The following is a 14,699-nucleotide window of genomic DNA, read 5'->3' as shown; positions in this document are numbered from 1 at the left end:
AAAGTAATATCTTATTCATGTAGCATTCGCAGTTAAACAGCAGCGACGGGCTTCACTCCCACCACTGCCAACCCAGATCGATAATTAAACCATTCATCATATATTACGACAGCCAAACTGCCGGGGTTGCCTGTGGCAAAATAAAAAGGGCGGGGCAACCCTAAAGCCCCGGTATCCGTTATTGTTATAAAAACGCGCGCGATGCTGGCAACCGCCAAAAACTATATAAAAAGCAAAATAGCCCCCCCTGTAACCGAAAAAGGCGTTATAGAGGCTTACGACCTGTGGGCTTCTGACCACGATATGCAGCCGGGCAACTTAATGCTGCACCTTGACGAAAAACTTTTTAAAGGCCTGTTGGAAGGATTGGAGCTGAAAGGCAAATTTATAGCTGATATAGGCTGTGGTACCGGCAGGCAATGGCCCGCTATATTTAATAAACAGCCGGCTGCGCTAACAGGCTTTGATGTATCGGCCGGAATGTTAAAAAAATTAAAAGAAAAATATCCGAAGGCAAGTACCTTAAAAATTGCCGATAATTTATTTTCTGATATCCCGGATGCTTCTTTCGATATGATAGTGTCAACACTTACCGTTGCCCATATTGAAGATATAGACGAAGCCCTGCATGCCTGGTGCCGTTTGCTTAAACCGGGTGGCGAAATCATCATCACCGATTTTCACCCGCATATGCTGGCACTTGGCGGTAAGCGTACCTTTAAACATGGTAATGCATTAATAGCAGTGCGTAACTATTTACATCCTATATTTACCATAAAGCAAGCGCTATCAAACGATGGTTTTAACCTGATAACACAGCAGGAAATAAAAATTGATGAAACCATGAAACAATTTTACGCCGATGCCAACGCCCTGCATGTTTACGAAAAATACGTTGGCTTCCCGGTTATTTATGGCATTTATTTAAAAAGAGCGTAAATGATACTGAGGAATGTAAAACCGGCTGATGGCGGGCGGGCAGTTGATATCAAAATTGAAGGCGAAAAGATTGATCAGGTTAGTTTATCGATGATAAACGCCGATGATCAGCTATCGCTGTATTTTGAAAACTCCATCATTTTACCCGGCCTGATTAACTCGCACGATCATCTTGATTTTGACCTCTTCCCGCAACTGGGCAATCACATTTATAATAACTATATTGAATGGGGAGCACATATTCACCAGGAGTTTAAAGCCGAAATTGCTGCGGTGCTCAATATCCCCCGACACCAGCGTATACTTTGGGGAATCTATAAAAATTTACTGTGCGGCGTTACTACCGTTGTAAATCACGGGCAACAAGTACATGTTGATAATGCCCTGATTAACATATTTGAGGAAACGCATGACCTGCACTCCGCAGCGCTCGAAAAATTTTGGAAGCTTAGGCTCAACAATCCATTAAAACGCAAACTACCGGTAGTTATCCATACGGGTGAAGGGACAGATGAACTGGCCACCCGCGAAATAGATGAACTGATTAGCTGGAATAAATTAGGACGTGCTTTGGTTGGCGTTCACGCTGTAGCTATGAGCAAAGAACAGGCCCCTTATTTTAAGGCCATTGTTTGGTGCCCCGAATCGAACTTTTACCTATTGAACAAAACGGCAGATATACATAAACTAAAAGCGTTTGCTGATATTCTTTTCGGGTCAGATTCCACCCTTACAGGTAACTGGAATATGTGGGACCACGTTAGTATGGCCCGTAGCATAGGGATGCTTACCGACGAGGAACTATACCAATCGCTCAATAAAACTGCAGCAAAAACATGGGCAATTAATACCGGCGAAATTGCTGCCAGCAGGCAGGCCGACCTGGTTATCGCGAAAGCAAACCATGGCGCTGGCCGTTATGACGCCTTTTTTGCTACACGGCCAACAAACATCCAAATAGTGATCCAGAAAGGGAACATCAGGTTGTTTGACCAGGAACTGTTGCCTGTGCTGGCCGGTGCATTAAAAGGAAAATCGTTCAGTTTGATAAAGGTGGGTGAGTCCTATAAATATGTCGAAGGAAATATCGGGGAGTTGATGGCCTCCATTCAATCGTATTTGCCAGGTGTTGTTTTCCCGGTTACCTTTATACAACATCAAATTATCTGAAATTGATAAAGCTGATCGATCTTGTTTATTATTCCCATCTAAATTATACCCGCCCGCAGCAGGTAACAGAAAACCATGCCCCGGCGCTCACCTTTGCTATATACCTTAAGGACAGGCTTGATTTTGCTTTCGTAAAGCATACAACATTTGAACAGGATATTGTAATGAACGGCGTACCCTATTATTTTTTTAAAGGCCGCAACAGGTTCTGGTCTCTCACTATAAAAACCCATGTTCTTATCTGGAAATTAAAGCCTGATATTGTGCTGGTACAAGGCCTGGTATTCCCTTTACAAGTAATGTTTTTAAAATTGTTTTGTGGCAACAAGTTCAAACTGGTTATACAGCATCATGGCGAATTACCCTCGGATGGCTTAAAAGGCCGGCTGCAAAAGATAGCCTGCAATATGACAGATGCCTTCCTTTTCACTTCGGCCGGCAATGCGGATGCCTGGAAAAAAAAGAACATTATTAAACCTGATGCCCGGATATTTGAATTATTAGAAGCTTCTACCGTTTTTAAACCTATTGATAAAGCCCTGGCAAAACAACATACCGGCATTGCCGGTAAAGCAAACTTCATTTGGGTGGGTCACCTGAATAAAAATAAAGACCCTTTAACCGTTTTGAACGGTTTTCATGATTACCTGCACGTTAATCCCGCTGCAAAGTTGTACATGATTTACCAAACCGATGCACTGTTAAATGATATAAAGCAGTTAATAACATCTTCTGCCCTGCTATCAAATTCGGTCACTTTAGTGGGTCAGGTAGCTAATACCGACTTGCCTTACTGGTTTAGCGCAGCAGATTATTATATATCGGGCAGTCATAAAGAAGGCAGCGGCTACGCCTTGTTAGAAGCTATGGCCTGCGGCTGCATCCCTGTTGTTACCACCATCCCATCGTATAAAAAAATCACCTTAAATGGCCAATATGGATTTTTATATCCACCGGGGAATGCCGGGGCATTAGGCGAAACCCTTAAGGGGCTTGAGGGGGTAGATTTGCAAGAGCTCTCGGCAGCTGTTTTAAGCCATTTTACCCAAAGGCTAAGCTTTAAAACCATAGCCGACGACCTGGTTGATATTTGTCATCAATTAATGGATAAATAAGCTGGTAATGCGGGCCGCTATTGTTTCGGTGGTGTAAATTAGCACAGGTTCGTGCTTTAATTCTTTATCGTTTAACAGTTTTTTAATAATAAGCGGTAAGTCTTCGACATTATCGGGTACGAGGTGCTGAGATGGCCTTGTATTCATTCCATTAACCAGGCTCAACACCTGGCAGCCCGCGTATAAAGCCTCGCTTAAAACGGTGCTGTAACCTTCATAGCGTGATGTATGTAAAAATATTTTGGAACGTTGCATCATGGCCAATACTTCCGGGTGTGGCAACTCGCCTTTTAGTTCGATGTTATTCTCCAGCCCAAGCCTGCTTATTTGTTTTTTCAAATTATCCATTTCGGGGCCGTTGCCACATATCACCGTTTTTAATCCCGGAAATTCGGTAACCAGGCTTTTGATCACTTTTACAAAAAGATCATATTGCTTAAGCGGAATAAGCGAACCTGCACCCATAATATCGATGTCGCGATGGGCTGCACCGGCGCCAAAAAGCGTTACATCGATACCTGTAGGGATAACATGCGCCGGTTGAATGCCATAATTTAACCTGAACTCTTTTGCCACAAAATCTGATATCGCGATTACTGAACTGCCGTCGGGTTTTATCCTGTTAACATAATCATTACCGGCTTTCGCATCCTGCCCGAGCAGCCATGCATAATGCGGCAAACCGTATTTTTTTGCAAAGCGGTTGCCCATAAAGGAACACTCCCCCATCCAAAAGCTTAATAAACCAATAAGTTTGTAACTGGCATGAAGCTTTTTTAAGTTTTGCCATACCCGTTGCCAGGTTATTAACCTGAATACCTGCCCCCTGCCCCTGCCCGCAATGGCTATAACTTCGACTCCGCACCAGTTATATGTTGAAGCTGTATTAGGGTACTGAAAACTGATAACAACGATATGCATGTTTGGATTATGCTGTTTTAAAGTCCTGACAAAACCCTGCATAGGCGGTACCCAGATGGTATCGTTAACGTTGGCAGGGAAACCCGGCGTTAATATGACCAATGCTTCAGGCTTACTCATTTATTAAAGGGATTATTTTGTTGCAATGGCTCAGGCTTGCAATGTTGTGTGTTATAAAAAATATGATCTTGCCCTGGGCTGTTAACTGCTTTAGTTGGGTAAGTATAGCCTCCTCTGCCTGTTGGTCCATTTCGCCAAACGGTTCGTCCATGATCAGCACATCAAAATCGTGGTACAAGGCCCTTGCCAGGGCTATGCGTTGCCTTTGTCCGCCGCTCAGGTTTTTGCCATTTTCGCGCACTATTTTATTTATGCCTTCGGGATAGCCGGCTAGCAAGGGGGCAAGTCCGCAAAAGGATATGGCCTCCTCCAGTTTCGCGGTATCATATTCCTGATCATCAGTAAGCGTAATGTTTTTAAGGATGGTATCGTGAATAAAATAGTTCTGTTGTTTTACATAAGCTATTTTTTTCCAGTACTGCTGTCTTTTATGGGTATCAGTTTGTTTCCCATCTATATAAATATAACCCGACTGAGGCGTCAAAAAACCAAGCAATAAATTAATGATGGTTGTTTTGCCACTGCCCGAGGCTGCCGATAAGCCAACAAAATCGCCTGCGTAAACATCGAAGCTAATGCCGGCCACTACCGGTTGGTCTACATAACTAAAACAGACGTTGTGAAAACGGATAGAGCCAATGGGTTCAACAATATTAAGTGTGCCTGCTTTTTGCAACGCGTCGGGTTCTTTTACAGCAAGTAAATCATTCAGGGTAAATTCATAGGTTTTTATTTGCCCCATACTGTTCAGGATTTTGATAATACCGGGGATGATTTTGTAGGCAGCTGTAATAAAAACGCCAATAGTAAGCACATCAACCACTGCCCCACGTGCCGCCCATTTGTTAACCAGCACCAGGATAAAAAAACCAAAAATGGCAAAAATCTCTACCAATCTTGCAGGCAGCCCCTGCAACGTTTGTTGGGCCGCAATATTGTTATTAAGCTGCTCCTGGTAACCTGCGTACCTATCGGCCAGGAAAGTGCGCTTATCATAAATGTTTCCTTCTATAAACCCGGCTAACGACTCCTGTAGATACTGGATACTTTTTTCGCTCGTTATTTTTGTTTGTTCGCGCACCTGTTTCGATTTCCGTTTGATAAAATACGCCAGGATAATTATGGGCGGTAACAGCACCAGCAGCAATAAAAAAAACAGCAATGGCTGGTAAATCAATATAGCGCCGATGGTAAATGAAATGAGCAGGCTTTGCGATATAATTTGCTGTACATTATTGAGGATGTAATGGCTAAATTCGATAGGCTGCTGACTTACCTGGCGGATGTGTACAGATGAATCGACATTAATAAATTTGATATAATCATCTTTCAGGTAGTGAAGGATATTCCTTTTCGACAATCGCGACGCTACTCCGTAAAAAAAATGATGCTGAAATCGGGTAATCAGGTAGCCCAGCCAGTTTTTGCCGCAATACAGCAGCATAAATAAACCGATTGGCAGTATAGATTGCTGTTTAAGCCAGTTAAGCTGTAATAAATGATGTTGAACAGGCGTGCCCGAGGTATAAAGCCCTATGATGATAAGCAATGCCCCTAAAAAGGCAATATCCAGTACGCTGATAAGCAGATCGAGCAGGATAAGCCTGTACAACCTGTTTTTTTCGGTTACGCTAAGCAGCGAAAGAATTCCCTTAAAAACGTGTTTCAAAATGCCGTAATGATAAAGTATTTTAGTACTTTATCATTACGGCACCAGGCGCGTAATGGTTGCCCGTGTGTTAAGTCTTGAGTCCTAACTCTGAAGTCTTAAGTTAAAAATGACATTTCAGACTTCAGACTTAGAACTCAAGACTTCGAACTATTGCACAAGCTTAATCTCCACCCTGCGGTTCAAAACACGGCCTTCTTCGGTTGTGTTATCGGCAATGGGTTTGCTTTCGCCATAGCCCTTAACTGTTAAGTTATCTGCACTGATGCCGCTATTTGCCAGGTAGGTTTTAACCGAGTTGGCACGCTGAACAGATAATTCCATATTACGTTCGTCGGTACCTTCGGCAGATGAATTTCCATTTAAAACGAATTTTGCCGATGGATCTTTCTTCATTTCTATAACAGCCTGGTCAAGCGCCTGGTATGACGCGGTTTTTAACACTGCCGAATTAAATTCAAACTGGATATTGGTAAAATTATAATTTGGCTTAGCAGGTGCAGGCGGCGGGGTTGGCGCAGGTGCAGCAGCAGGCGGCGGGGTTGGCTTCGGTGCCGGCGCGTACATTTTCTCGGTTTCAACAGGAGCAGGTTTTTCGGCTAATTTCTTGGCTTTACAAGCAGGAAAAGTGACGGCTACTAAAGCAATAAGCGATAAAAATAAAGGGGCTTTTAAAAACTTCATAGTTGGTTTTGATTTTTCGGTAAACATAAAAAAATATTTGCCACATGGCTTTAATGCCCATACGGCATTATTAAAAAAAGGATTTAAATGACAATTTGTTTGGCATGCGCATGATCCTTAACTGCCAGTTAGAACGGGAAATTGCCTGGATAAGTATTATTAAGTTAAGACGCCTTGTATATTACCCCAATGTTTATTTCGGATTAATCGCAGTGTTTTTATTAATATTTAAGTAATTCTACGCAGCTAAATACGTACAACTACCGGGAGTAATTTAAAGCTGATTATGTTATTTAGCAATAATCCTAAAACACATCAACATGAAAACCGATACTCCTTTTGAACCAATTGAAACGCCGGATATACATTTTTTGCGCCGGATAGAAGTATTAAAAAAACACCCGGAAGTAAAACAATTAATGGGCTACGATCCCTGGGCGGCAGTGCTTACCTTTTTTATTGTGTCAGGGCAAATTAGTTTTGCATGGGGTGTTAGTATATGGTTTCCTTCGTTTGGAACATATTGGTGGCAAATTATCCTGCTATCATACGTGGTGGGCGGCACGATGAACCATTGGTCGGCCATGGCCGTACACGAAATGGCACATAACCTGATGCTGAAAACGCCTGCACAAAATAAGGCACTGGCCATATTTGCCAATATCCCGGTTTTGGTGCCGGGCGCTATCGCCTTTCGTACACACCATATGAAGCATCACTCCCACCTGGGCATCGAGCATGTTGATAATGATTTCCCGAGCCATTGGGAAGTGAAAATGGTAGGCAAATCGGGGATCCGGAAATTCATCTGGCTGTTTTTTTACATATTCTTCCTGTTTTTGGTAAGGGGATTTGATACCAGGCCAACCAAATGGGAATGGGCCAACATCGTTACGCTGATTATTACCGATGTATTGATATTTGTGTTTTTAGGGAAAATTGCCATTATCTACCTCTTCCTATCCACCTTATGGGGATTCAGCCTGCATCCCGCAGCCGGGCATTTTATTCATGAGCATTTTATATTTGAAGAAGGACAGGAAACCAATTCGTACTATGGCTGGCTCAACTGGGTTTGTTTTAATGTAGGCTACCATAATGAACACCACGATATTATGAACATACCGGGCCGTTTTTTGCCTAAGTATTATAAAATTACCAAAGAGTTTTACCAGCACCTGGATTCGACCCACTCCTGGACGCGAATGTTTTATGATTTTATTACCAAGCCCAATTTAGGCGCGGATAAACGTTACGTACGAACAGAACAGGTGAGAAAGCAAGGAATAAAAATGGCCGAAGAAATGAAGCGAAGCCGGGAGATGGCGTAGTGGTCAGTGGTCAGTGGTCAGTGGTCAGTGGTCAGTGGTCAGTGGTCAGTGGTCAGTGGTCAGTGGTCAGTGGTCAGTGGTCAGTGGTCAGTGGAAATAAACACAAATGGCGCATCTTTCGATACGCCATTTGTGTTTATTGAAAAAAACTACTCGAGAGCCCAACACACCACTCACAACTGACCACTCACTACTACTTCTTGCTCACTACCACGCTCCAGTCGCTTCCGCTGCCTATTTTATAAATGTCGGCAAAACTGCCCTGGTTTAAGGCAAAAGATAATTGCATCAGGCTATTCATATAAGCCAGGGGCTTGCCTTTCGCTACCTCGCCAAAGGTATCGCTGTATGGGGCATCACCCTCAAATTTCTTTTCGCCATTTTGGTAAATTACCAGGTGGAGGGTATCTCCTACTTTAACGTTCAGTTGTTTTACCAAGTCATCGCCTATATTTGTCCACAGGTTGCCATATTGAATATCAAGGATATCAATGGTACCTTTCAGGGTTCCGCCTTCCAATATTGCTTTTTGATACGGAATTTTCACCACTTGTTTAGGCAGTTCGGGCCCTACCTGCTCATAGGTAATAACACCGGCCGCGAGGCGTGCGGCGGTGTAGGCATATACGTCGCGGCCATGAAAAGTGTATGATTTTTCGGACCCTTTACGACGATTGCGGGACTCATCAATCTGCCTGATTTCGGCTATTCCCAGCGATTCAGCTATCAACGTTAATGTGCCATTATCAGGCGTAACAATATATTGGCCCGTTCTGGTCTTGAGCACAACAGATTTACGGGCGGTACCTACCCCAGGATCCACTACCGAAACAAATACCGTACCTGCAGGCCAGTAATTTACAGTTTGATAGAGACGGTATGATGCTTCCCAGATGTTATAAGCAGGAATCTCGTGTGTGAGATCATAAAGTTTTAAATCGGCAGAAACACCGGTAGCAACGCCCTTCATGGCCGAGACAGCGCCATCTTTTACGCCAAAATCGGATTGGAAAACTACAATTTTGTTTTGGGCATAGGATAAACCGGTAATTGAAATTAAAAGAATGGTAAGTAGCTTTTTAATCATGTTGAAAATATATTTATTGCATAACGCGGTGACGAGTCTTTTTCATGTACGCGTTTGCAGGTACGCAGCGACTATCACACAGCGTAAAATACAATAAAATATTAAAACTAACACCAATTTAAGCAGCTTTTCAAGCCAAAAAAGGCCGCCCCTTGCGGGAACGGCCTTCAAACCAAACTAACTACTTTATGAAAACAGTCTTTAATTATTTTACAGCTATTTCTCTTGATTGAAATTTAGCTTCTTCTTTTTTGGTAATGGTCAAAGTCAGGATACCATCGGTATAGTCTGCTTCGATTTTTGAATGATCAGCACTTTCGGGTAAGGTAAACGACCTGCTGAATGAGTTGTAGCTGTATTCGCGTTTGCTGAATTTTTTACCTTCCTCAACGTTTTCAGTTTTCTTTTCAGCTGCTACGGTTAATACGTTTTTATCCAAACTGATCTTCAAGTCTTCTTTCTTTAAGCCTGGTACAGCCAATTCAACCTGGAACTCATTTTCAGTTTCGCTGATGTTTACGGCAGGTATGCGGGCTACCAGTTTATCGCCAAGGAACGAATCGTTTAAAATTGAATCGAATACATCGTTAAAGAATGGGCCTCTCGCGTTGTTTTTTAATCCGTTGTTAAATTTTACTAAAGTCATGATATGTATATTTATAAGTTTTTGTTTTTGTTAACTTCGTGAAGTATTAATCAACTGTTATACCAACAGGGAAAATCAATATTCTATATGACTATTTGTCATTGATAAAGATTTACTACCGACAAAATGACACAAATGGCCGAAAAACTCAGCGATTACAAATTTAAAACTGACATACCTATCCGTTTTTCGGATATTGATTCATTAGGACACGTTAACAACGCCATATATTTAACTTACTTTGAAATAGCAAGGACCAACTATTGGAAAGACGCCATAGGTTGGGATTGGAATAACGCCGGTATTATTATAGGTCGCTCAGAAATCAATTACCTAAAACAAATTACCGTTCAAGATAAAATAGCCTGCTACGTGCGCACCATACGTATAGGCAACAGCAGCTTTGATGTGATGCACGTATTGGTAAAAATAACCCCGCAGGGCGAAGAAATTGTAACAACCGGCAAAACAGTTTGCATCAGCTATGATTACGCCGCCAATAAATCAGTTTCTATCCCGCCGGATGAACGCAGGAGCATGATTGCATATGATGAGCCGAGATTGATATTGAATACGAATTAATTTGAAGATTTGAAAATTTGAAGATTTGAAAATGCCAGGTTGGAAGAAGAATTCATTTTCAAATTCTCAAATCTTCAAATTCTCAAATTAAAACACCTACCTTTAAGGCGCTTTACAACCTTATCAGTACATAAAAAATGAAATATACCGTTAAAAACCTATTGATCTTATCCGTATTTGTGAGCATTGTTTACCCGGCTTGTAAAAAAGAAAACACATCTGCTGACAAAAAAACTGACTCCAAAATAGCCGCACAGATTGCCATAAACCTATATAAATCGCTAAGTGGCAGTAACGGTGGAGCGAACATACAAAACGGCCTGAACGCCTACAGTAATATAAATAAAAAGAATAGTAAGCTTGCTGTTAACTCCTTTTATGTTGGCGAATGCGGGCTAATGATGGATACTACTGTTTCTTTCGATTTGAGCAGAGGAGACAGCATAACTACGCTTACTGATAAAATTAAATTCATTTCGTTATGTAAAACCGCCAGCTTACTACGCGGTTATACCTTTGACGACAGCACTACAATTATTGGCAAAACACCAACTTTTGGCTTTACCAGGGTGGCTACCCAGCATTTTGCTGTATATGGTATCGATTTAGCTTATACCCAATTTTCGTTAAATGGTAAATCAAGTTTTAAAACGTCAGATTATCCGCTGAACGGCAGCAAGACGGTTAAATACAATTCCTTTTCAACCAATTACATTCTTAAGGGGGTAAAATTCAATACAGGCACAGATCCTAATGTAATAAGCCCCAATATATATGAGGGTACAGCCGATTTTAGCGGCGAGCATGTTTACGATGGCGGTTCGGCATCTTACAATACCGATAAATATACAGGAACTGTTGAGTTTTTAGGAAACTGGAAAGTTAAAATAACTTACAACGGCACAGCTTACACAGTTGATTTGAACACAGGGATAGTAATTTAAAAATAATTTGAGAATTTGAAGATTTGAGAATTTGAAAATTAGTTTTTCTTCGGTTTTACCATTTTCAAATCTTCAAACTCTCAAATTTAAAATATCTTCCCCGGATTTAAAATCCCCTTCGGGTCAAATATACTCTTGATACCGCGCCAAAGGGCAAAATGCACCTCCGAGTACTTTATCGGCATAAAATCTTTTTGAACCAAACCGATGCCATGCTCACCGGATAGGGTACCACCCAACCCTACTGTAAGTTCAAAAATCTCCTTGATACCGAATTTGAGTTTGCTGTTCCAGTCCTCATCGCTCATGTTGGCTTTAATAATATTTACATGAAGATTTCCATCACCCGCGTGGCCATAACAAACTGATTTAAAGCCATATTTAACACCAATCTCTTTTATTCCTTTAATCAGCTGGGGCAGTTCGGCGCGGGGCACTACGGTATCTTCTTCTTTATAAACCGAGTTTGATTTTACTGATACAGCCATAGTCCGGCGCAGCCGCCAAAGCTCCTCTTTTTGGGCCGATGAATCGGCAAAGAGCACATCTTTGCAATCATACGCTTCTAATACCGCGTTAATTTTTTCGCAGTCGGCAAAAATCACGTCCTGGTTATTACCATCTACTTCAATCAGCAAAAAAGCCTGGATATCATCTTGTAAATCAAACGCGATATCATCATGCTCTTTCACCCACTCCACTCCTCTCCGCTCCATAAACTCCAATGCCGATGGTACAATACCTGCACGAAATATGGCAGAAACAGCTGCGCAGGCAGCTTCATTAGTAGCAAATGAGGCCAGCATCAAGGCGTCCAACGTAGGCAATGGAATCAGCTTCACCACAATTTTGGTAATAATCCCCAGCGTACCTTCCGACCCGATGAATAACTGGGTTAAATTATACCCCGACGCATATTTAAGGGTATTTGCCCCTGTCCAGATAATTTCCCCAGATGGTAAAACCACCTGCAGGTTCAATATATATTCGCGAATGGTGCCATACTTAACCACCCTTGGCCCGCCCGAACCATGGGATACGTTGCCGCCAATAAAACAACTCCCTTTGCTTGCGGGGTCAACAGGGTAAAGCAGGCCTTTAGCAGCAGCCTGGTTCATAAACTCTTCGGTAATAACACCTGGCTCAACCGTGGCCTGTAAATTAGCCTCATCAATCTCCAGCACCTTATTAAAGCGTTCCATCGCTATCAGCAAACCGCCTTTAATAGCCAGGGCGCCGCCGCTTAAGCCAGTACCGGCACCACGCGGGGTAACAGGGATCAGGTTGTCATAACAAAGTTTCATTAATGCCGAAACCTCCCCGGGCATTTGTGGCCGGGCAACCACTTCCGGATAATAAACCAGGTCTTCCGTTTCGTCGTGACTATATTTTTCAAGCTCGTCATGCCGGCTGATAACGTTGCCGGCGCCAACAATAGCTATAATGGCATCTAATATCGATGGTGTTATTTTATTATATTCCATTTTACTGCTTGTTATAGTTAACAGTAACAGCCGAGTGTGTTACCTTACCCAACAACGGTGGGTTTAACTTTTTTATTTCCACACTAATGCTGTCCACGTATGGGTATTTTCTTTTTATTCTGTCTAAGATAGCTTGTGCTACGGTTTCTATCAGTTTGCGCGAATGTTTCATTTCCTCGCAGGCCATATAATAAACCTTTTCGTAATCAACAGTGTGTTTAAGCTCGTCGTCGGCCGGCTCACTCTGGGGGATAAAATCAACAGTTATATCTACCAGGAAACGGCAGCCTATTTTTTGTTCTTCGGGATAAAATCCATGGTATGCAAAAAATTCTGCACCCTGCAGGGCAATAGTAGTCATGGTTCAAAAGTAGCAGATTTTGTTGGTTTAAAAATTGATTTATTTGTCAAAAACTTGCACAAAACTTGATATAAATTGAAAATTACTAACTAAAAAGTGCAGTTTTTTAGCTCTTTTTTGTGCTTTATTTACCAATTGATTTTAAAACGTTTTGTGGCAAAACCGGTACATAAAACGCATATTTTTTTATGCCTGATTTTTTTTCAAAAAAAATAACTTCGTCAAAAACCATGTTTAAACTATCTAAACATAGTTTTTGATATAAAGTGGCTTGTAGTATCTAAAAACAGCATTTTTGAATTAAATAAGTCCACTTTAAATGCTATATATTTGCCCACCAAGTATAACATTATGGCTAAAACAGATCTGTACGAATCGCCCGATTATTATCAATTAGATGAATTGCTTACCGAAGAACATAAGCTTATCCGCTCGTCGGTACGCGATTGGGTAAAAAAGGAATTAAGCCCCATAATTGAAGATTATGCCCAAAAAGCAGAGTTCCCGATGCAGCTGGTAAAAGGCCTTGCCGAAATTGGCGCATTTGGCCCGACAATCCCGGTTGAGTATGGCGGTGCAGGGCTGGATTATATGGCTTACGGTATCATTATGCAGGAAATTGAGCGTGGCGATTCGGGCATTCGGTCGGCATCATCTGTGCAAGGCTCATTGGTAATGTACCCTATTTATGCCTACGGCTCTGAAGAACAACGTAAAAAATACCTGCCCCGCTTAGCATCCGGCGAAATCATGGGCTGTTTTGGGCTCACCGAGCCCGATCACGGATCAAACCCTGGCGGGATGACCACCAATATAAAAGATGCCGGCGATCATTATATCCTGAATGGCGCCAAAATGTGGATTTCCAACGCTCCATTTGCCGATATTGCTGTTGTTTGGGCCCGCGACGAGAATAAGAAAGTACGAGGATTAATAGTGGAGCGCGGTATGGAGGGCTTTACTACACCTACAACGCACAACAAATGGTCGTTAAGAGCATCGGCTACTGGCGAATTGGTTTTTGATAATGTTAAGGTACCAAAGGAAAACTTATTGCCCAATGCCATCGGTTTAAAAGGCCCGCTCGGTTGCCTTAACCAGGCACGCTACGGTATTGCCTGGGGTGCACTTGGTGCCGCTATGGATTGTTATGATACCGCTTTAAGATATTCGAAAGAGCGTGTTCAGTTTGGGAAACCAATAGCGGCATTTCAGCTACAGCAAAAAAAATTGGCCGAGATGATAACCGAGATAACCAAAGCCCAGTTATTGGTTTGGCGTTTAGGTGTGCTCAAAAATGAGAACAGGGCTACTGCTGCCCAAATTTCGATGGCCAAGCGTAACAGTGTAGAAACCGCCATCAATATAGCCCGCGAAGCCCGGCAAATACTGGGTGGCATGGGCATCACCGGCGAGTACCCTATTATGCGGCATATGATGAACCTTGAATCGGTAATTACTTATGAAGGCACACATGACATTCACTTGTTGATAACAGGAATGGATATCACTGGCCTTGATGCATTTAAATAGTATAGGCAGCAATTATTTAAGTTCCGAAATATAGTATTGGCGTTTTCCAAACACTATATTTGTTGCTGCTATACAGTTAATGTGTTCGATTAAACCTATTGTTTTCTGCGGTA

Annotated in this window: 15 protein-coding genes; 8 read left to right on the top strand and 7 right to left on the bottom strand. The window is 42.1% G+C overall.

What is annotated here, in order from left to right; genetic code table 11:
* Positions 1-201: 201 nt before the first annotated feature.
* The 3 genes from BMX56_RS16310 to BMX56_RS16300 are packed head-to-tail and all read left to right on the top strand — an operon-like array spanning position 202 to position 3,224.
* Positions 202-939 (top strand): class I SAM-dependent methyltransferase, encoded by a 738-nt coding sequence (locus BMX56_RS16310; RefSeq protein ID WP_090650185.1) that lies wholly within the window; start codon positions 202-204, stop codon positions 937-939.
* A complete protein-coding gene (locus BMX56_RS16305) occupies positions 940-2,109 on the top strand; it encodes an amidohydrolase family protein (RefSeq protein ID WP_090650182.1) in 1,170 nt (389 codons plus the stop codon). It begins immediately after the preceding gene.
* Positions 2,110-2,111: 2 nt separating this feature from the next.
* Positions 2,112-3,224 carry a glycosyltransferase family 4 protein gene (locus BMX56_RS16300; protein ID WP_090650180.1) on the top strand — a complete coding sequence of 371 codons (1,113 nt, stop codon included), beginning with the start codon at positions 2,112-2,114 and terminating at the stop codon, positions 3,222-3,224.
* Here BMX56_RS16300 and BMX56_RS16295 read toward each other — a convergent pair.
* The 3 genes from BMX56_RS16295 to BMX56_RS16285 form a co-directional block, all read right to left on the bottom strand.
* On the bottom strand, positions 3,210-4,265 hold the full coding sequence (locus tag BMX56_RS16295) for a glycosyltransferase family 1 protein (RefSeq protein WP_090650178.1): 1,056 nt from the start codon (positions 4,263-4,265) through the stop codon (positions 3,210-3,212). The genes BMX56_RS16300 and BMX56_RS16295 overlap by 15 nt on opposite strands.
* Entirely contained in the window at positions 4,258-5,934 is a 1,677-nt protein-coding gene (locus tag BMX56_RS16290) for an ATP-binding cassette domain-containing protein (protein ID WP_090650176.1), read from the bottom strand. Before BMX56_RS16290 ends, BMX56_RS16295 begins: the two co-directional genes overlap by 8 nt.
* Before the next feature lie 150 nt (positions 5,935-6,084).
* Entirely contained in the window at positions 6,085-6,618 is a 534-nt protein-coding gene (locus BMX56_RS16285; protein WP_090650465.1) for an OmpA family protein, read from the bottom strand.
* 320 nt (positions 6,619-6,938) lie between these two features.
* Here BMX56_RS16285 and BMX56_RS16280 point away from each other — a divergent pair, with 320 nt between their 5' ends.
* Positions 6,939-7,949, top strand: a complete 1,011-nt coding sequence (locus BMX56_RS16280; RefSeq protein ID WP_090650175.1) for a fatty acid desaturase — start codon at positions 6,939-6,941, stop codon at positions 7,947-7,949.
* Positions 7,949-8,092, top strand: coding sequence for a hypothetical protein (locus BMX56_RS30685; RefSeq protein ID WP_369829643.1), 144 nt, complete (start codon positions 7,949-7,951; stop codon positions 8,090-8,092). The genes BMX56_RS16280 and BMX56_RS30685 overlap by 1 nt, the downstream gene beginning before the upstream one ends.
* 50 nt (positions 8,093-8,142) lie before the next feature.
* On the opposite strand, the gene BMX56_RS16270 is transcribed toward BMX56_RS30685, so the two are convergent.
* Both BMX56_RS16270 and BMX56_RS16265 read right to left on the bottom strand, forming a co-directional pair.
* Positions 8,143-9,036 (bottom strand): SAM hydrolase/SAM-dependent halogenase family protein, encoded by an 894-nt coding sequence (locus BMX56_RS16270; protein WP_090650172.1) that lies wholly within the window; start codon positions 9,034-9,036, stop codon positions 8,143-8,145.
* A gap of 205 nt (positions 9,037-9,241) precedes the next feature.
* A complete protein-coding gene (locus tag BMX56_RS16265; RefSeq protein ID WP_090650170.1) occupies positions 9,242-9,682 on the bottom strand; it encodes an Hsp20/alpha crystallin family protein in 441 nt (146 codons plus the stop codon).
* Between the two features lie 135 nt (positions 9,683-9,817).
* On the opposite strand from BMX56_RS16265, the gene BMX56_RS16260 reads away from it, so the two are divergent.
* Both BMX56_RS16260 and BMX56_RS16255 read left to right on the top strand, forming a co-directional pair.
* Entirely contained in the window at positions 9,818-10,264 is a 447-nt protein-coding gene (locus BMX56_RS16260) for an acyl-CoA thioesterase (protein ID WP_090650463.1), read from the top strand.
* Between the two features lie 137 nt (positions 10,265-10,401).
* Complete coding sequence (locus tag BMX56_RS16255) at positions 10,402-11,208, top strand: hypothetical protein (RefSeq protein ID WP_090650168.1); 807 nt, start codon at positions 10,402-10,404, stop codon at positions 11,206-11,208.
* Between the two features lie 86 nt (positions 11,209-11,294).
* Here the strand turns inward: BMX56_RS16255 and BMX56_RS16250 are convergent, their stop codons facing one another.
* Positions 11,295-12,692 (bottom strand): FAD-binding oxidoreductase, encoded by a 1,398-nt coding sequence (locus tag BMX56_RS16250; RefSeq protein WP_090650166.1) that lies wholly within the window; start codon positions 12,690-12,692, stop codon positions 11,295-11,297.
* Between the two features lies 1 nt (position 12,693).
* Positions 12,694-13,053 (bottom strand): dihydroneopterin aldolase, encoded by a 360-nt coding sequence (folB, locus tag BMX56_RS16245; RefSeq protein ID WP_090650164.1) that lies wholly within the window; start codon positions 13,051-13,053, stop codon positions 12,694-12,696.
* A 351-nt stretch (positions 13,054-13,404) separates the two neighbouring features.
* Between folB and BMX56_RS16240 the strand changes: the two genes are divergently transcribed.
* On the top strand, positions 13,405-14,586 hold the full coding sequence (locus BMX56_RS16240) for an acyl-CoA dehydrogenase family protein (RefSeq protein ID WP_090650161.1): 1,182 nt from the start codon (positions 13,405-13,407) through the stop codon (positions 14,584-14,586).
* Positions 14,587-14,699 lie beyond the last annotated feature (113 nt).

The organism is Mucilaginibacter sp. OK283 (assembly GCF_900110415.1).
GTDB lineage: Bacteria > Bacteroidota > Bacteroidia > Sphingobacteriales > Sphingobacteriaceae > Mucilaginibacter.
The sequence above is the reverse complement of the archived record's forward strand: the minus strand, read 5'-3'. Positions and strand labels throughout refer to the sequence as shown.